This is a genomic window from Knoellia locipacati, from assembly GCF_044791685.1.
Classification (GTDB): Bacteria; Actinomycetota; Actinomycetes; order Actinomycetales; family Dermatophilaceae; genus Knoellia; species Knoellia locipacati_A.
The window spans coordinates 3,405,795-3,422,932 of record NZ_CP087730.1 but is presented as its reverse complement, the minus strand read 5'-3'; the positions used below and the strand labels follow the sequence as shown (position 1 = coordinate 3,422,932).

The following is a 17,138-nucleotide window of genomic DNA, read 5'->3' as shown; positions in this document are numbered from 1 at the left end:
ACGGTGGGTCCGGGGGTGCCGAGGGCGGGACTTGAACCCGCACGCCCTTGCGGGCAAAGCATTTTGAGTGCTCCGTGTCTGCCATTCCACCACCCCGGCGGGCGTCGACACATCCTACCGGCGGTGCCCAGGTGGTCGTGTCGGCGTGCCCCTCAGGGGGTCGAGGAGACGGACTCGTATGCCGGTGCCGTCCTGTTCTTGGCGTCTCCGATGCGGTGCACGCGAAGGGCGTTGGTGGACCCCGGGATGCCGGGGGGCGAGCCGGCGACGATGACGACGAGGTCGCCCTCGACCGCGCGCCCGCAGGCGATCAGCTCCTCGTCGACCTGGACGGCGTAGTCGTCCGTGTGCACCGGCTGCTTGGTGAGGAAGGTCTCGACACCCCACGTCAGCGCGAGCTGCGAGCGGGTCCACTGGTGCGGGGTGAACGCGAGCATCGGGATGCGGGGCCGTACCCGCGCCAGCCGGCGGGCGCTGTCGCCACCGACGGTGAAGGTCACGAGGAACTTGCAGCCGAGGAGCTCACCGATCTCGGCGGCGGCCGCCGTCACGGCGCCACCCTTGGTCCGCGGCTTGGTGTCGAGCGGGCGGATGCGACCCAGACCGTGCTCCTCGGTGTTCTCGATGATGCGCGCCATGGTGCTCACCGCCTCCATGGGGTGGGCGCCCACGCTCGTCTCACCCGACAGCATGAGCGCGTCTGCGCCGTCGAGCACCGCGTTGGCGGCGTCGGAGGCCTCGGCGCGGGTGGGCCGGCTGTTGGTGATCATCGACTCGAGCACCTGGGTGGCGACGATGACCGGCTTGGCGTGGCGCCGCCCGAGCTCGCACGCCCGCTTCTGGACGAGCGGCACGGTCTCGAGCGGCATCTCGACGCCGAGGTCGCCACGGGCCACCATCAGCCCGTCGAACGCCCGGACGATCTCGTCGAGGTTGTCGACCGCCTGCGGCTTCTCGATCTTGGCGATGACCGGGAGCCGGACGCCCTGCTCGTCCATGATCTTGTGCACCGGCTCGATGTCGGCGGCGCTGCGGACGAACGAGAGCGCGATCATGTCGACGCGCTGCTCGAGGGCCCAGCGCAGGTCCTCCTCGTCCTTCTCGGACAGGGCCGGCACGCTCATCGCGGCGCCCGGCACGTTGATGCCCTTGTTGTTGCTCAGCACCCCGCCCTCGACGACCTCGCAGACGATGTCGGTGTCGTCGGACTCGACCACGCGCAGGTTGAGCTTGCCGTCGTCGATGAGGATCGTGTCTCCGGCGGACACGTCGGACGGCAGGCCGGCATACGTCGTGCCGACGACCTCCTTGGTGCCCTCGACGTCGCGGTTGGTGATCGTGAAGCGGGCCCCCTCCTCGAGCATGACCGAGCCGTCCTTGAACCGGGCGGTGCGGATCTTGGGGCCCTGGAGGTCGGCGAGGATGCCTACGGCGTGACCGGTCTCGTCGCTCGCCCGCCGCACGTCGAGGTAGACGCGGGCGTGCTCGGCGAGGTCTCCGTGGGAGAGGTTGAACCGGGCCACGTCCATCCCCGACCGGACGAGCTCGCGGAGCTGTTCGGGGCTGGAGGTGGACGGACCCAGGGTGCAGACGATCTTGGCGCGGCGCATGGTCGCAAGCCTAACGATGGAGGCGTTGAGCCGGTGACGTGGGTCACACGGTGAGAGGGCGGTCCGTCGGGTTGACGGGACGGGGCAGCCGCGACGGCTTCCCGGAGAGCCAGGCGTCGACGTGGTGGGCCGCCGCACGGCCCTCGGCGATGGCCCAGACGATGAGCGACTGGCCGCGACCGGCGTCGCCGGCGACGAAGACTCCGGGCACGCTCGACATGTAGTCCGAGCCACGCTGCACGTTGGAGCGCTCGTCGAGGTCGACACCGAGCTGGGACACGAGCGACTCGGTCTGCGGCCCGAGGAAGCCCATCGCGAGCAGGACGAGCTGGGCGGGGATGACCCGCTCGGTGCCCTCGACCGGCTCGAAGCCGCTCTCGCCCCGCCGCACCTCCTGGATGCGCAGACCGCTGACGCGACCCTCGTCGTCGGCGAGGATCTCCTGGGTGTTCACGGCATACAGGCGCTCGCCGCCCTCCTCGTGCGCCGAGGCGACCCGGAAGGTCATCGGGTAGGTCGGCCACGGCTGGCCCGGTGCGCGGTCCTCCCCCGGCTGGGGCATGATCTCGAGGCTCGTGACCGAGCGCGCGCCCTGCCGGTGCGAGGTGCCGATGCAGTCGGCCCCGGTGTCGCCACCACCGATGACGATGACGTCCTTGCCCTCAGCCGTGACCTGTCCGTCGACGCTCTCGCCGATGGCGACGCGGTTGGCGGGAGGCAGGAAGTCCATGGCCTGCATGACTCCCTCGACCTGGCGGCCGGGGACGTCGAGATCGCGCGCGACGGTCGCGCCCATCGCGATGACGACGGCGTCGTAGCGGGCGCGCAGCTGCTCCCACGTCACGTCGTTGCCGACGTCGACCGAGCTGCGGAAGCGCGTGCCCTCGGCCTGCATCTGCTGGAGGCGACGGTCGAGGACGGACTTCTCCATCTTGAACTCTGGGATGCCGTAGCGGAGCAGGCCACCGGGGCGGTCGGCGCGCTCGTAGACGGCGACGGTGTGACCGGCTCGGGTGAGCTGCTGGGCGGCGGCGAGCCCGGCCGGACCTGAGCCCACCACGGCCACGGTCTTGCCCGAGAGGCGCTCCGGCGGGCGGGGCGAGACACCACCGTCGGCGAAGGCCTTCTCGATGGTCGTCACCTCGACCTGCTTGATCGTCACCGCGGGCTGGTTGATCCCGAGGACGCAGGCGGTCTCGCACGGGGCAGGGCAGAGCCGACCGGTGAACTCCGGGAAGTTGTTGGTGGCGTGCAGCCGCTCGATCGCCGAGCGCCAGTCGCCCTTCCACGCGAGGTCGTTCCACTCCGGGATGAGGTTGCCGAGAGGACACCCGCTGTGGCAGAACGGGATGCCGCAGTCCATGCAGCGGCCGGCCTGGCGCTGGAGCTGCCCGAGCTCCTGCTCCTCGTAGACCTCGCGCCAGTCCTTGATCCGGACGGGCACGGGGCGGCGGGCGGGGAGCTCACGCTCACGGGTCTTGAGAAAGCCTTGGGGGTCAGCCACGGGATGCCTCCATGATCCGGTCCCAGACCTCGGTGCCGTCGAGGTCGAGGCCCTCGGCCTCGGCGGCGGCACGCACGTCGAGGACACGCTGGTAGTCGCGGGGAAGGATGAGCGAGAAGCGGCCACGCGCCGACTCCCACTCGTCGAGCAGCCGGGTGGCCACGGAGGACCCGGTGAGCTCACGGTGTCGTTCGAGGAGGTCGCGCACCACGGGGACGTCGCCCTCGCGCAGCGGCGAGACGTCGACGAGCTCACGGTTGACCCGGGACTCGTCGAGGTCGAGCACGTAGGCGACGCCACCGGACATGCCGGCCGCGACGTTGCGCCCGGTCGAACCCAGGACGAGCACCAGGCCACCGGTCATGTACTCGAGGCCGTGGTCGCCCACGCCCTCGACGACGGCCGTGACACCGGAGTTGCGGACGCAGAAGCGCTCGCCGACCCGGCCGCGCAGGAAGATCTCTCCCGACGTGGCGCCGTAGCCGATGACGTTGCCGGCGATGACGTTGTCCTCGGCCGTGAGCGGTGCTGACGGGTCCGGCGCGACGACGATGCGTCCACCGGACAGGCCCTTGCCGACGTAGTCGTTGGCGTCGCCGACGAGGCGCAGCGTCACACCCTTGGGGACGAACGCGCCGAAGCTCTGGCCCGCAGAGCCGCGCAGGGTGAGGTCGATCGTCCCGTCGGGGAGGCCGGACGAGTGAACACGGGTGACCTCGTGGCCGAGCATCGTGCCGACCGTGCGGTTGACGTTGCGGACCGAGAACTCGCCGGTGACGGGCGTGCCGTCGTCGATGGCCTCGCGGGCCACGGCGATGAGCTGGTGGTCCAGGGCCTTCTCGAGGCCGTGGTCCTGCCCGATCGCGTGGCGCTTGCCGGAACCGTCGGGGCTCTCGACCTCCGCGAGGATCGGTGCCAGGTCGAGACCCGACGCCTTCCAGTGCTGAACGGCCTTGCTGGTGTCGAGCGCGCTGATCTGGCCGACGGCCTCCTCGATGCTGCGGAAGCCGAGCGAGGCGAGGTGCTCGCGCACCTCCTCGCCGATGTACTCGAAGAAGGTCTCGACGAACTCGGGCTTGCCGGAGTAGCGCGAGCGCAGCTCGGGGTTCTGGGTGGCGATGCCGACGGGACAGGTGTCGAGGTGGCAGACCCGCATGAGGATGCAGCCGCTCACGACCAGCGGCGCCGTGGCGAAGCCGAACTCCTCGGCGCCGAGGAGGGCGGCGATGACGACGTCGCGACCGGTCTTGATCTGGCCGTCGACCTGCACCACGATCCGGTCGCGCAGCCCGTTGAGGACGAGCGTCTGCTGCGTCTCGGCGAGGCCGAGCTCCCACGGCCCACCGGCGTGCTTGAGCGAGGTGAGCGGCGAGGCACCCGTCCCGCCGTCGTGGCCGGAGATGAGGACGACGTCCGCGTGGGCCTTGGACACGCCCGCGGCGACCGTGCCGACCCCGATCTCGGAGACCAGCTTGACGTGGATCCGGGCCGACGGGTTGGCGTTCTTGAGGTCGTGGATGAGCTGGGCGAGGTCCTCGATCGAGTAGATGTCGTGGTGCGGCGGCGGGCTGATGAGGCCGACGCCCGGCGTGCTGTGCCGCGTCCGGGCCACCCACGGGTAGACCTTGGGACCGGGCAGCTGGCCACCCTCGCCGGGCTTGGCACCCTGCGCCATCTTGATCTGGATGTCGTCGGAGTTCGTGAGGTAGACCGAGGTGACACCGAAGCGTCCCGAGGCGACCTGCTTGATCGCCGAGCGGCGCTCGGGGTCGAGCAGCCGCTCGAGGTCCTCGCCACCCTCGCCGGTGTTGGAGCGGCCACCGAGACGGTTCATCGCGACGGCGAGCGTCTCGTGGGCCTCCTTGCTGATCGACCCGTAGCTCATCGCGCCGGTGTTGAAGCGCTTGACGATCTCGCTCACCGGCTCGACCTCGTCGACCGGGATCGGCTGGCGCTGCCCGTTGCCGCCGAGCTCGAAGAGGCCGCGCAGCGTCATGAGTCGCTCGGCCTGGTTGTCGATGCGCTCGGTGTACTGCTTGAAGATGTCGTAGCGCCGCTCACGCGTCGCGTGCTGGAGCCGGAAGACCGTGTCCGGGTCGAAGAGGTGCGGCTCGCCCTCGCGACGCCACTGGTACTCGCCGCCGACGCGCAGCTTGCGGTGGGACAGGATCACGCCGTCGGTCGGGTAGGCCGAGTCGTGCCGGGCAGCGGTCTCGGCCGCGACGACGTCGAGCCCGATGCCGCCGAGCTGGGAGACGGTGCCGGTGAAGTACTGGTCGATGAGCTCCTGCGAGAGACCGAGCGCCTCGAAGACCTGGGCGCCGCGGTAGGAGGCCACGGTCGAGATGCCCATCTTGGACATGACCTTGAGGATGCCCTTGCCGAGCGCCTTGATGAGGTTCTTGACGGCCTCCTCGGCGGTGACGCCGGTGAGCGCGCCGGTCCGCACCATGTCCTCGACCGTCTCCATGGCGAGGTAGGGGTTGATCGCCGCCGCGCCGTAGCCGACAAGCAGGGCGACGTGGTGGACCTCGCGCACGTCGCCGGCCTCGACGAGCAGGCCGACCATGTTGCGGGTCTTCTCGCGGATGAGGTGGTGGTGGACCGCCGAGGTGAGCAGCAGCGACGGGATCGGCGCGTGGTCACGGTCGGAGTCGCGGTCGGAGAGGACGACGAAGCGCGCCCCACGCGCGATCGCGTCGCTGACCTCGGCGCAGATCTCGTCGAGCCGCGCACGCAGGGCCGGCTCGCCCTCGTCGACGAGGTAGGTCCCCCGGACGACGTGGGTGGCGTAACCGGGCAGGTCGCCGTCGGCGTTGATGTGGACGATCTTGGCGAGCTCGTCGTTGTCGATGACCGGGAAGGGCAGGACGACCTGGCGCGCGTGCACCGGGGACGCCTCGAGCATGTTGCCCTCGGGGCCGATGACCGTGCCGAGCGAGGTGACGAGCTCCTCGCGGATGGCGTCGAGCGGCGGGTTCGTCACCTGCGCGAAGAGCTGGGTGAAGTAGTCGAAGAGCAGCCGTGGCTTGTCCGAGAGCACCGCGACGGGCGAGTCGGTGCCCATGGAACCCAAGGCCTCGCCACCCGTGCGCGCCATCGGCGCGAGGATGATCTTGAGCTCCTCCTCGGTGTAGCCGAAGGTGCGCTGGCGACGCGCCACGGAGGCGGCCGTGTGGATGATGTGCTCGCGCTCGGGGAGCTCGTCGAGCGTGAGGAGACCGGCGTGCAGCCACTCCTCGTAGGGGTGCTCGGCCGCCAGCTCGGACTTGACCTCGTCGTCGCTGACGATGCGCCCGGCGGCGGTGTCGATGAGGAACATCCGGCCCGGCTGGAGGCGGCCGCGCTTGACGACCTTCTCGGCGGGCAGGTCGAGCACCCCGGCCTCGGACGCCAGGACCACGAGGCCGTCCTCGGTGACCCAGTAGCGCCCGGGCCGCAGGCCGTTGCGGTCGAGCACCGCACCGATGAGCGTCCCGTCGGTGAAGGCGACGCATGCCGGGCCGTCCCACGGCTCCATGAACGTCGAGTGGAACTCGTAGAAGGCGCGCCGGGCGGGGTCCATCTCGGCGTGGTTCTCCCACGCCTCGGGGATCATCATGAGGACGGCGTGCGGGAGCGAGCGCCCACCGAGGTGGATGAGCTCGAGGACCTCGTCGAAGCTCGCCGAGTCGGACGCGTCGGGCGTGCAGGTCGGGAAGAGACGGTTGAGGTCGCCCCGGAACACGTCGGAGACGAGCTGGCTCTCGCGGGCCCGCATCCAGTTGCGGTTGCCCTTGACGGTGTTGATCTCGCCGTTGTGCGCCATGAGCCGGTAGGGGTGCGCGAGCGGCCAGCTCGGGAAGGTGTTGGTCGAGAAGCGCGAGTGGACCAGGGCCAGCTCGGTGGCGAGCCGCTCGTCGGACAGGTCGGGGAAGAACGGCTCCAGCTGGCCGGTCGTGAGCATGCCCTTGTAGACGATCGTGCGGGCCGACAGTGACGGGAAGTAGACCTCGACCTCGCGCTCGGCGCGCTTGCGCAGGCAGAAGGCGAGGCGGTCGAGCTCGATGTCGCGCACCGAGCGCTCGGGAGCGGCGACGAAGAGCTGGCGGAAGAACGGCATACAGGCTCGTGCCATCTCGCCCACGAGCTCGGGTGCGGACGGGACGTCGCGCCATCCGAGGACCTCGAGGCCCTCCTCGGTCGCGATCTGGGCGATGCGCTCCTCGGCGGCCGCGCGCTCGGTCTCGTCGACGGGGAGGTAGGCCATGCCGGCGGCGTAGGCACCGGCGGGGGGCAGCTCGACGTCGAGCACGGCGCGGAAGAAGGCGTCCGGGACCTGGAGGAGGATGCCGGCGCCGTCACCGACGAGCGGGTCGGCGCCCGTCGCACCACGGTGGTCGAGATTGCGCAGCGCCGTGAGGGCGTGCTCGACGATGTCGTGGCCCGCGGTGCCACGCATCGTGGCGACCATGGCCACACCGCAGGCGTCGTGCTCGTGGGCACGCCGGTAGAGACCGGTGTCGGCCGGGTGGGCGGAGAAGCGCGTCGGAGACACGTCGGGTCACCGTCCTCAGGGAGTCGGGGGCCGGGAGCACGAGGTGTCCGGGCACAGGAGGTCATCGGACGCGGACAGCAGTGGCCACGTGAGACGGATGCTAGCCCACAACCGTCTTGCAATGCGAGCGGGTGAATCTCACATCGTGGATGGTTGCGTCTCCGTCTCCTGGGCCCTCCGGGCGCGCCGTCCGGTGTGGACGACGATTGCCACGCCGATGAGGAAGACGACGATGCTCGTCCAGACGTTGAGGCGCTGGCCGAAGATGAGCTCGGCCTCGTCGGTGCGCATCTTCTCGATGATGATCCGGCCGATCGGGTAGCCGGCGACGTAGAGCCCGAAGAGCTGCCCCCGGGCGAGCGACCACCGCCGGTCGACGAAGAGCAGCACGGCGGCCAGGAGCATGACCCAGACGAACTCGTAGAGGAACGTCGGGTGGAACGTGCCGAGGACGACGGGGTCGCCGGAGGCGTCACGGACGGCCCGGCCGGCGCCGTTGTCCCACTCGTGGATCGTCAGGCCCCACGGGAGGTCGGTGGGCCCGCCGTAGAGCTCGTTGTTGAACCAGTTGCCCCAGCGGCCGATGCCCTGGGCGATCGCGACCCCGGGCGCCGCGGCGTCGGCGAAGTCGAGGAACCGCACGCCGACCCGCCGGCAGCCGATCCAGGCCCCGAGGGCTCCGAGCGCGACCGCACCCCAGATCCCGAGGCCGCCCTCCCAGATCTTGAAGGCATCGAGCGGCCGGCCACCCTCGCCCCAGTACGGGTCGGGGGTCGTGATGACGTGGTAGAGCCGCCCACCGATGATGCCGGCCACGACGGCGTATGCCGCGACGTCGAGCACCTGCCCCGGCTCACCTCCGCGGGTGCGCATCCGGCGTTCGGTCAGCCAGACCGCCACGACGATGCCGAGGAGGATGCAGAGGGCGTAGCCGCGGATCGGCAGCGGTCCGAGGTGGAGGACGCCGGCCGTGGGGCTCGGGATGTCGGTGGGGATCACGTGGTGGCCGCCTCGACCGCGGCCTTGAGGGCGGCGGGGTCCGGGACGGCGTTGAAGTCGAGCTTCTCGCCGGCGAGGACCACGGTCGGGGTCGAGTTGATGCCGGCCTTGCCCGACGCCTCCTCGGTGGACTCGACGTAGGTGGCGTACTTCCTCTCGTCGACGCAAGTCTCCCATGCCTCGAGGGCGCCACCGGCGATGCCGGCCCCCTCGGCGAAGCCCTTGACCTGCGCCTGCGTCCACCCCTGCCCCTCCTGCGCCGGCATGTTGGCGTAGACGGCGTCGTGGAAGGCCTGGAACTTGCCCGCGTCGGCGGCGCACATCGCCGCGTTGCCCATGGTCAGCGAGTGCGTCGTGCGGAGGTTGGCGTCGAGGAAGGTCTTGAGGTGGTAGACGAGCTTGACCTTGCCCTGCTGAGCCAGCTCGACGACGGTGCCACCCATGACCTGCTCGAACTGGGCGCAGGCAGGGCACTGGAAGTCCTCGTAGATGTCGAGCGTGGGAGCCCCGGCGACGAGCGTGACGTCCTTGTTGGCGACGAAGCCCTCACCCATGGCGGAGGCACCGGCGGGCACGGCCGTGCTCGTGCCCACACGGTCCTGCTTGTTGCGCTCGGCGATGACGACACCGCCCACGACGGCGACGATGGCCACGATGGCCACGACCGCCCCGACGACGATGCGGTTCGCTCCCCCGCCGGAGTCCTTGCGGACCGCGTCGATCTTGGCCTGGCGGGCGCTCTGGGGTCTGGACTTCTTGGCCATGGTGCTGGGTCTCCTGAAGGGGCGGTGGTCGGGTCAGTCTGCGGCGCGGAAGAGCGCCCGGTCGAGGGACAGCAGCGAGGCGGGCCGCCACGACAGCCAGAGGCCACAGGCGAGCATCCCGAGGTCCTCGAGGATGCGCGGCAGGTAGGACACCTCGTCGGCGGCGACGGCCCCGCCGCCACCGAAGCACCCGCAGTCGATGGTGAGCCCGCGCGCCCACGCCTGGGCGATGCCGGCGATGAAGACGACGAGGAGCAGGGAGGTGACGACGGCCGCCGTCCGGGTGAACAGGCCGAGCAGGAGCAGCAGGCCGAGCACCACCTCGACGATGGGCAGGGCGTAGCCGACGTAGGCCGCGAGGTCGTGCGGGAGGACCTGGTAGGCCTGGGTCGCCTTGGCCGAGGCCTCGGGAGTGGTGACCTTGAGGCCACCTGCGACGAGGAACACTGCGCCGATGACGAGACGGGCGACCGTCCCGAGCCCGTCGGCGACACGCGTGTTCACCGGGCTCCTTCCCTCACTCCCCTGGCCAGGTCGGCCGTCAACTCGCGCAACGCGTCGAGGCGGGCCCCGAGTTCCCCGTCGCCGGAGAGGGTCCGGACGAAGGCGGTGCCGACGATGACGCCGTCGGCGTACTGGGCGAGCTCGGCGGCCTGGTCGCCGTTCGAGACACCGAGGCCGACGCAGACGGGGAGGTCGGTCACGGACCGGGTCCGCTCGACGAGCTCACGGGCCGAGGACCCGACGCTGGAGCGCTCGCCGGTGACTCCCATCGTCGATGCGGCGTAGACGAAGCCCCGGCAGGCATCGGTGACGCGCGAGAGCCGCTCCGGGGTCGAGCTCGGAGCGACGAGGAAGACCCGGTCCAGACCCTCGCGGTCGCTGGCCGCGATCCACTCGTCGGCCTCGTCGGGGATGAGGTCGGGAGTGATGAGGCCGGCGCCGCCGGCGGCAGCCAGCTCCGCGGCATACCGGTCGACCCCCCGCCGCAGGATGAGGTTCCAGTAGCTCATGACGAGCGCGGGTGCCCCGGCGTCGCGGACCGCGCGCGTCGCGCGCAGGGAGTCGACGACGTGCGTCCCGGCTGCCAGGGCCGTCTCGACGGCGTTCTGGATGACAGGTCCGTCCATGAGCGGGTCGGAGTAGGGCAGGCCGACCTCGACGATGTCGACGCCGGACTCGACCATCGCGACCATCGCGCGGATCGAGCCCTCGACGTCGGGGAAGCCGACCGGGAGGTAGCCGATGAGCGCCGCACGTCCCTCGGCGCGGCACCGCGCCAGGACGTCGCCGACGCCGAGCCCGGCGTTCACAGCTGGGTCCGTCCGTCGCCGGTGGCACCCGGGTCGTCGGACTCGCCCGGAGGGACCATCTCGTCCTCGACGACGTCGTCGACGAGGCCGAACCACTCGGCCGCCGTGTGCATGTCCTTGTCGCCGCGCCCGGAGAGGTTGACGAGGATGGTCGCGTCGGGCCCGAGCTCGCGACCGAGGACGAGCGCCCCGGCCAGCGCGTGGGCCGACTCGATCGCGGGGATGATGCCCTCGGTGCGGCACAGGAGCGCGAACGCCTCCATCGCCTGGTCGTCGGTGGCGTAGACGTACTCGGCACGACCGGAGTCACGCAGGAACGAGTGCTCGGGGCCGACGCTCGGGTAGTCGAGCCCGGCGGACACCGAGTGGGACTCGACGGTCTGGCCGTCCTCGTCCTGCATGAGGTAGCTCATGGCGCCGTGCAGGACCCCCGGGACGGCACTGGCGAAGCGGGCCGCGTGACGACCCTCGAGGCCCTCTCCCCCGGCCTCGACGCCGATGAGGCGCACGCCCTCGTCCTCGATGAACCGGTGGAAGATGCCCATGGCGTTGGACCCGCCACCCACACACGCGACGACGGCGTCGGGCAGGCGGCCGGTGAGCTCGAGGACCTGCTCGCGGGCCTCGACACCGATGATCCGGTGGAAGTCGCGCACCATCTCGGGGAACGGGTGCGGACCCGTCACGGTGCCGATGAGGTAGTGGGTGTGCTCGACGTTGGTCACCCAGTCGCGCAGGGCCTCGTTGATCGCGTCCTTGAGCGTGGCGCTGCCGTGCTCGACCGCCACGACCTCGGCACCGAGCATCCGCATCCGCGCGACGTTGAGGGCCTGTCGCTCGGTGTCGACCTTGCCCATGTAGACGCGGCACTCGAGGCCCATGAGGGCGGCGGCGGTGGCCGTGGCGACGCCGTGCTGGCCGGCGCCGGTCTCGGCGATGACGCGGGTCTTGCCCATGCGCTTGGTGAGCAGCGCCTGGGCGATGACGTTGTTGATCTTGTGCGACCCCGTGTGGTTGAGGTCCTCGCGCTTGAGGATGATCCGGGCGCCGCCCGCGTGGGCGGCGAACCGGGGCACCTCGGTGATGATGCTGGGCCGTCCGGTGTAGGTCCGGTGCAGGTGGTCGAGCTCGGCGAGGAAGGTCGGGTCCTGCATCGCGGTGAGCCGGGCCTCGTCGAGCTGCTCGAGGGCGGGGATGAGCGCCTCGGGGACGTAGCGTCCACCGAAGGCGCCGAACCGGCCGGCAGTCACGACCCCGCCCCGGTGCCCGCGGCCCGGCCCACAGCGCCGGCCGCGACGATCTCGCGCACGGCCGCGGCGGGATCCGGACCGCTCACGAGGGCCTCGCCGACGAGGACCGCGTCGGCTCCCTGTGCGGCATACATCGCCGCGTCCGCGGCTCCGGAGACCCCGGACTCGGCGACGGTGACCGTGCCCGGCGGGATGAGCGGGACGAGGCGGGAGAAGGTGTCGCGGTGCACCTCGAGCGTCTTGAGGTTGCGCGCGTTGACCCCGATGACGCTCGCGCCGGCGTCGACCGCGCGCTGGGTCTCACCCTCGTCGTGCACCTCGACGAGCACGGTCATGCCGAGCTCGCGCGCGAGGGCGTGCATGCGGGTGAGCTCGGCGTCGGTCAGCGAGGCGACGATGAGCAGGATGATGTCGGCGCCGTGCGCACGCGCCTCCCACAGCTGGTAGTCGGTGACCATGAAGTCCTTGCGCAGCACAGGGATCGACACCGCCGCCCGCACGCTGTCGAGGTCGTCGAGGTGGCCGTTGAAGCGGCGCTGCTCGGTGAGGACGCTGATCGCGGTGGCGCCGGCCCCGGCGTAGGTGGAGGCCAGGGACGCCGGGTCGGTGATGTCCGCGAGACGGCCCTTGCTGGGGCTGGCGCGCTTGACCTCGGCGATGAGCGAGAGGCCGGGCTCACGCAGCCGCTGCTCCGCGTCGATAGAGGCCGGCATCGCCGCGACGCGACGCTCGAGGTCGGACTGGCTGACCTGGGCGGTGCGGACGGCGAGGTCTTCGCGCACACCGGCGACGATGGCGTCGAGCACGGTGGGCATGCGCGCGCGACTCAGGAGAGGTTGCTGTCGCTGCGTGCGACCGCGCCGTCGACGCCGTGGCCCGCGAGTGCCAGCACCTTGCCGGCGACGAGACCGATGATGGTGAGCACGACACCGCCGATGAAGAGCGGCACGTTGGCGAGCACCACCGCCAGCGACATGACGGCCGTGGCGACGAGCACGATGCCGACCATGACCCAGGCAGCGAGGCTGTGGCCGTGGTGGTCGTCGTCGTGGTGATCAGCCATGGGTGCCTCCGGAGAAGTTGGGTGGTTCGCGCGTCATTGTGTCATTCTCGCGGGCCCCGCGAGACATCGGTCGGGTCCTCGCCCGCGCTGAGCTGGTCCCAGTCGCTCTCGGGCGCGCGTCCCGGCGCCTCGTAGCGGCTGCCGAGCCCCGGAGCGGCCCTTCGGGCACGCGCCAGACCACCGAGGGCCACCGCCGCGAGCGCGAAGCCGGCCAGCGACGCCCAGGGCCAGCCGCTCGCCGTCGCGTTCGTCTCGAGGGACCCGGTCCGGCCCGCGGCGGCCGCGGCGATGGGGCCGAGGGCGCCCTCGGGGTCGAGGAGGACCCGCGCCACGAGGGCGACTCCGCCGAGCGCGGCCAGGACTGTGAGGACGAGCGCAACGACCCGGGCGCGCGGACCTGCCGCAGCCGAGGCCACGGCACCGGCGACCACGACGAGCGCGAGCGCCACGACGCCGCCGGCGACCTCCGACCCCGTCGCGGACACCGAGGACTGCCCGAGGACGACGTCGTCGACCGACCCCGTGAGCCACGTGCGCGAGGTCGTGACGAGGACGACGAGGGCCCCGAGCACGACGAGGAGGACGAGGACACCGCGACGTCGCACGAGGGTCACGGGACCTTCCTCAGGGCGGAGGCCGTGGCGACGGCGCGCAGCGCGGCGGTGGCCTTGGCGACGCACTCGTCGTGCTCGGTCCTCGGCACGGAGTCGGCCACGATCCCCGCTCCCGCCTGGACGTGGGCGGTGCCGCCGTCGAGGAGCGCGGTCCTGATCGCGATGGCCATGTCGAGGTCGCCGTGGAAGTCGAGGTAGCCCACGACCCCTCCGTAGACCCCGCGACGCGACGGCTCGTAGCCCTCGATGAGCGCCAGTGCCCTCGGCTTGGGTGCACCCGAGAGCGTCCCGGCCGGGAACGTCGAGACGAGCACGTCGTAGGCCCGCACCCCGTCGCGCAGCTCCCCCACGACCGCCGACTCCAGGTGCATGACGTGGCTGTAGCGGCGCACGTCCATGAACTCGACGACGTCGACGGTGCCCGGCCGGCAGACCCGCCCGAGGTCGTTGCGCCCGAGGTCGACGAGCATGACGTGCTCGGAGCGCTCCTTGGGGTCGGTCAGCAGGTCCTCGGCCAGTCGCACGTCGTCCTCGGGCGACTTGCCCCGCGGACGCGACCCGGCGATGGGGTGGGTGATGGCCTGCGTGCCCGTCACCTTGACGAGGGCCTCCGGTGAGCTGCCGACGACGTCGTATGCCGTCCCGTCCGGTCGCGTGAACCGGAACAGGTACATGTAGGGGCTCGGGTTGCCCGCCCGCAGGGCCCGGTAGACGTCCAGCGCGTCGGCAGGGCAGGGCATCGAGAAGCGCTGGGACAGGACGACCTGGAACACCTCACCGGCGCGGATGTCCTCCTTGGCGCTCTCGACCATGGCTTCGTACTCGTCGCTGGTGAGGTTGGCGGTGACCCCCTGCATGGCGTCGTCGACGAGCCCGGTGTCGACGACCGACACGGTGCTCTCCGCGCCGGCAGCGAGGTCGTGCGTCATCGCGTCGAGCCTGGCCACGGCGTCGGTCCAGGCGTCCTGCACGCGCTCGTCCGTGGCGTCGTAGTTGACGGCGTTGGCGATGAGCAGCACCGACCCGTCGGCGTGGTCGAGCACGGCGAGGTCGGTGGCGAGCATCATCGCGATCTCGGGGAGGTGCAGCACGTCGGGCGTCGTCGAGGGCACCCTCTCCCAGCGCCGGACGGCGTCGTACGAGATCATCCCGACCATGCCGCCCGTGAGCGGCGGGAGGCCGGGGATGGGGTCGGTGGCGAGTGCCGCGACGGTGTCCCTCAGGGCGTCGGTCGCGAGGCCGGTCGTCGGCACCCCGACGGGCGGCTCGCCGATCCAGTGGACCTCACCGTCCTGCTCCGTGAGCGTGGCGCGGCTGGCCGCGCCGATGATCGAGTAGCGGCTCCAGACCCCGCCGTGCTCGGCGGACTCGAGGAGGAAGGTGCCGGGCCTGTTCTGGGCCAGCTTGCGGTAGAGCCCGACGGGCGTCTCGGCGTCGGCCATGAGCCGTCGCACGACCGGGATGACGCGACGGCCCTCGGCGAGCACCGAGAAGAGCGGGAGCGAGGGCCAGGTCGTCCCGAACGACAGGTCGGGAGTGGGCTGGGGCTCGCGGCTCACCGGTCCGCCTCGCCCACGACGACGTCGAGCGTCCCGGCGTCGAAGCAGGTGCGGTCCCCGGTGTGGCAGGCGGCACCCACCTGCTCGACCCGGACGAGCAGCGCGTCACCGTCGCAGTCGAGGGCGACCGACTTCACGTACTGGGCGTGGCCGGACGTGTCGCCCTTGCGCCAGTACTCCTGGCGGCTGCGCGACCAGAACGTCACGCGACCCTGCGTCAGGGTGCGCCGCAGCGCCTCGGCGTCCATCCAGCCGAGCATGAGGACCTCGCCGCTGTCGTGCTGCTGGACGATCGCGGCGACGAGGCCGGAGTCGTCGAAGCGGAGTCGGCTGGACAGGGTCGGGTCGAGGTCGGGCACGACCGCCATTGTGCCGCGCGGCCCCGCAGGCGCGAGGATGGGTCCATGACCGACCGCCCGAGCTCCATCGCCCGCAGGGAACGTTTCGACCTCTGCGAGACCTTCGAGGCCGTCGGCCCCGACGCCCCCACCCTCTGCATGCCGTGGACCACACGTGACCTCGCGGCCCACCTCGTCGTGCGTGAGGGCCGACCCGACCTGGCCTCGGGCATCTGGGTGCCCTTCCTCAAGGAGCGCACCGACCGCGAGCAGGCGCGGATCGCCGCCCAGCCGTGGCCGGCTCTCATCGAGGCCGTGCGCTCGGGCCCGCCGAGCTGGCACCCCGCGCAGATCGCGCTCGTCGACGACGCCGTCAACCTCGCCGAGATGGTCATCCACCACGAGGACGTCCTGCGTGGCGACGGTGCGCGTGGCCCCCGCCGGGAGGTGTCGGCCCACCTCGACGCCGCCGTCTGGGCGCTGCTGTCACGGATGGGGCGCCTGCTCTTCCGTCGGGTGCCCTCGGGCGTGGAGCTCCACGCACCCCGGCGCGGTGCGCTCACGGTGAGCGGAGGCGCCGATCCGGTCATCGTGTCGGGAGAGCCGCTGGAGCTGATGCTCACGGCATACGGGCGCGGGAACGTCGCCGACGTCGAGGTGACCGGACCGCCCGAGGCGGTCGCCGCGTTCGAGACCGCGCGCCTCGGCCTCTGACGTGACGGGGACCGCCACCGGTCCACGCGTCCTCACCGCCCTGCGGCACGAGTGCTGGCGCTGGGGGTCGTGCGCCGCCGAGCCGCGCTGATCAGCGCACGGGGAGGCCGTCGGCGCGCAGCGCGTCCTTGACCTGGCCGATCGTGAGGTCGCCAAAGTGGAACACGCTCGCCGCGAGCACGGCGTCGGCTCCCGCGCGCACCGCCGGCGCGAAGTGCTCGACGGCGCCGGCGCCACCGCTCGCGATGACGGGGACGGTCACCTCGCGGCGGACCCGCGCGATGAGGTCGAGGTCGAAGCCGGCCTTCGTGCCGTCGGCGTCCATCGAGTTGAGCAGGATCTCGCCGGCGCCGAGCTCGGCGGCGCGCACGCACCACTCGATCGCGTCGAGGCCGGTGCCGGTGCGGCCGCCGTGGGTGGTCACCTCGACGTCGTCGGTGACGGTGCCGTCGTCGCGGCGACGGCGGCGCACGTCCGCCGACAGCACGAGCACCTGCGAGCCGAACCGGTCTGCCGTCTCGGCGATGAGCTCGGGGCGGGCGATGGCTGCGGTGTTGACCCCGACCTTGTCGGCGCCGCTGCGCAGGAGCCGGTCGACGTCGTCGACGGTGCGCACTCCCCCGCCGACGGTCAGCGGGATGAACACCTGCTCGGCGGTGCGTCGCACGACGTCATAGGTCGTCGCCCGGTCGCCGCTGCTCGCCGTGACGTCGAGGAAGGTCAGCTCGTCGGCGCCCTGCTCGCCGTAGCTGCGGGCAAGCTCGACGGGATCGCCGGCGTCACGGAGGTTCTCGAAGTTCACGCCCTTGACGACGCGGCCGGCGTCGACGTCGAGACACGGGATGACACGGATGGCGACGCTCACGTGGGCAG

At 71.6% G+C, this 17,138-nt stretch carries 15 protein-coding genes and 1 tRNA gene; 1 reads left to right on the top strand and 15 read right to left on the bottom strand.

Annotated features, from left to right (window positions below):
• Window positions 1–16 precede the first annotated feature (16 nt).
• The 14 genes from LL946_RS16080 to hisI all read right to left on the bottom strand — a co-directional run bounded on the left by LL946_RS16080 (window position 17) and on the right by hisI (window position 15,581).
• Window positions 17–99 (bottom strand) — tRNA-Leu (locus tag LL946_RS16080).
• A gap of 53 nt (window positions 100–152) precedes the next feature.
• Window positions 153–1,610 (bottom strand): pyruvate kinase, encoded by a 1,458-nt coding sequence (gene pyk, locus LL946_RS16075; RefSeq protein WP_404382412.1) that lies wholly within the window; start codon window positions 1,608–1,610, stop codon window positions 153–155.
• A 43-nt stretch (window positions 1,611–1,653) separates the two neighbouring features.
• Window positions 1,654–3,114 carry a glutamate synthase subunit beta gene (locus LL946_RS16070; RefSeq protein ID WP_404382410.1) on the bottom strand — a complete coding sequence of 487 codons (1,461 nt, stop codon included), beginning with the start codon at window positions 3,112–3,114 and terminating at the stop codon, window positions 1,654–1,656.
• Window positions 3,107–7,651, bottom strand: coding sequence for a glutamate synthase large subunit (gene gltB, locus LL946_RS16065; protein ID WP_404382408.1), 4,545 nt, complete (start codon window positions 7,649–7,651; stop codon window positions 3,107–3,109). The genes LL946_RS16070 and gltB overlap by 8 nt, the downstream gene beginning before the upstream one ends.
• 138 nt (window positions 7,652–7,789) lie before the next feature.
• Window positions 7,790–8,650, bottom strand: a complete 861-nt coding sequence (lgt, locus tag LL946_RS16060) for a prolipoprotein diacylglyceryl transferase (RefSeq protein ID WP_404382406.1) — start codon at window positions 8,648–8,650, stop codon at window positions 7,790–7,792.
• On the bottom strand, window positions 8,647–9,414 hold the full coding sequence (locus LL946_RS16055; RefSeq protein ID WP_404382404.1) for a DsbA family protein: 768 nt from the start codon (window positions 9,412–9,414) through the stop codon (window positions 8,647–8,649). Before LL946_RS16055 ends, lgt begins: the two co-directional genes overlap by 4 nt.
• Before the next feature lie 33 nt (window positions 9,415–9,447).
• Window positions 9,448–9,918 carry a MauE/DoxX family redox-associated membrane protein gene (locus LL946_RS16050; protein ID WP_404382402.1) on the bottom strand — a complete coding sequence of 157 codons (471 nt, stop codon included), beginning with the start codon at window positions 9,916–9,918 and terminating at the stop codon, window positions 9,448–9,450.
• Window positions 9,915–10,727 (bottom strand): tryptophan synthase subunit alpha, encoded by an 813-nt coding sequence (gene trpA / locus LL946_RS16045; protein WP_404382400.1) that lies wholly within the window; start codon window positions 10,725–10,727, stop codon window positions 9,915–9,917. The genes LL946_RS16050 and trpA overlap by 4 nt, the downstream gene beginning before the upstream one ends.
• The gene (gene trpB, locus LL946_RS16040; protein WP_404382398.1) at window positions 10,724–11,977 is read right to left on the bottom strand and encodes a tryptophan synthase subunit beta; all 1,254 of its coding nucleotides are present in this window, start codon (window positions 11,975–11,977) and stop codon (window positions 10,724–10,726) included. Before trpB ends, trpA begins: the two co-directional genes overlap by 4 nt.
• Window positions 11,974–12,792, bottom strand: a complete 819-nt coding sequence (trpC, locus tag LL946_RS16035) for an indole-3-glycerol phosphate synthase TrpC (protein WP_404382396.1) — start codon at window positions 12,790–12,792, stop codon at window positions 11,974–11,976. The genes trpB and trpC overlap by 4 nt, the downstream gene beginning before the upstream one ends.
• Window positions 12,793–12,803: 11 nt before the next feature.
• Entirely contained in the window at window positions 12,804–13,040 is a 237-nt protein-coding gene (locus LL946_RS16030; protein WP_404382394.1) for an HGxxPAAW family protein, read from the bottom strand.
• 41 nt (window positions 13,041–13,081) lie between these two features.
• Entirely contained in the window at window positions 13,082–13,654 is a 573-nt protein-coding gene (locus LL946_RS16025; protein WP_404382392.1) for a Trp biosynthesis-associated membrane protein, read from the bottom strand.
• Window positions 13,651–15,213: an anthranilate synthase component I gene (locus LL946_RS16020; protein WP_404382390.1), complete on the bottom strand. Its 1,563-nt coding sequence runs from the start codon at window positions 15,211–15,213 to the stop codon at window positions 13,651–13,653. The genes LL946_RS16025 and LL946_RS16020 overlap by 4 nt, the downstream gene beginning before the upstream one ends.
• Entirely contained in the window at window positions 15,210–15,581 is a 372-nt protein-coding gene (gene hisI / locus LL946_RS16015) for a phosphoribosyl-AMP cyclohydrolase (RefSeq protein ID WP_404382388.1), read from the bottom strand. The genes LL946_RS16020 and hisI overlap by 4 nt, the downstream gene beginning before the upstream one ends.
• Before the next feature lie 36 nt (window positions 15,582–15,617).
• On the opposite strand from hisI, the gene LL946_RS16010 reads away from it, so the two are divergent.
• Window positions 15,618–16,265 carry a TIGR03085 family metal-binding protein gene (locus LL946_RS16010; RefSeq protein WP_404382386.1) on the top strand — a complete coding sequence of 216 codons (648 nt, stop codon included), beginning with the start codon at window positions 15,618–15,620 and terminating at the stop codon, window positions 16,263–16,265.
• Between the two features lie 91 nt (window positions 16,266–16,356).
• Here LL946_RS16010 and hisF read toward each other — a convergent pair whose 3' ends face one another.
• Complete coding sequence (gene hisF / locus LL946_RS16005) at window positions 16,357–17,130, bottom strand: imidazole glycerol phosphate synthase subunit HisF (RefSeq protein ID WP_404382384.1); 774 nt, start codon at window positions 17,128–17,130, stop codon at window positions 16,357–16,359.
• Between the last annotated feature and the right edge of the window lie 8 nt (window positions 17,131–17,138).

What these genes read in the sequence shown, in the direction of transcription:
- pyk (WP_404382412.1), bottom strand. Translation starts at nt 1,610, where the DNA reads ATGCGCCGCGCCAAGATCGTCTGCACCCTGGGTCCGTCCACCTCCAGC.
- LL946_RS16055 (WP_404382404.1), bottom strand. Translation starts at nt 9,414, where the DNA reads ATGGCCAAGAAGTCCAGACCCCAGAGCGCCCGCCAGGCCAAGATCGAC.
- trpC (WP_404382396.1), bottom strand. Translation starts at nt 12,792, where the DNA reads ATGCCCACCGTGCTCGACGCCATCGTCGCCGGTGTGCGCGAAGACCTC.
- LL946_RS16030 (WP_404382394.1), bottom strand. Translation starts at nt 13,040, where the DNA reads ATGGCTGATCACCACGACGACGACCACCACGGCCACAGCCTCGCTGCC.
- hisI (WP_404382388.1), bottom strand. Translation starts at nt 15,581, where the DNA reads ATGGCGGTCGTGCCCGACCTCGACCCGACCCTGTCCAGCCGACTCCGC.
- LL946_RS16010 (WP_404382386.1), top strand. Translation starts at nt 15,618, where the DNA reads ATGACCGACCGCCCGAGCTCCATCGCCCGCAGGGAACGTTTCGACCTC.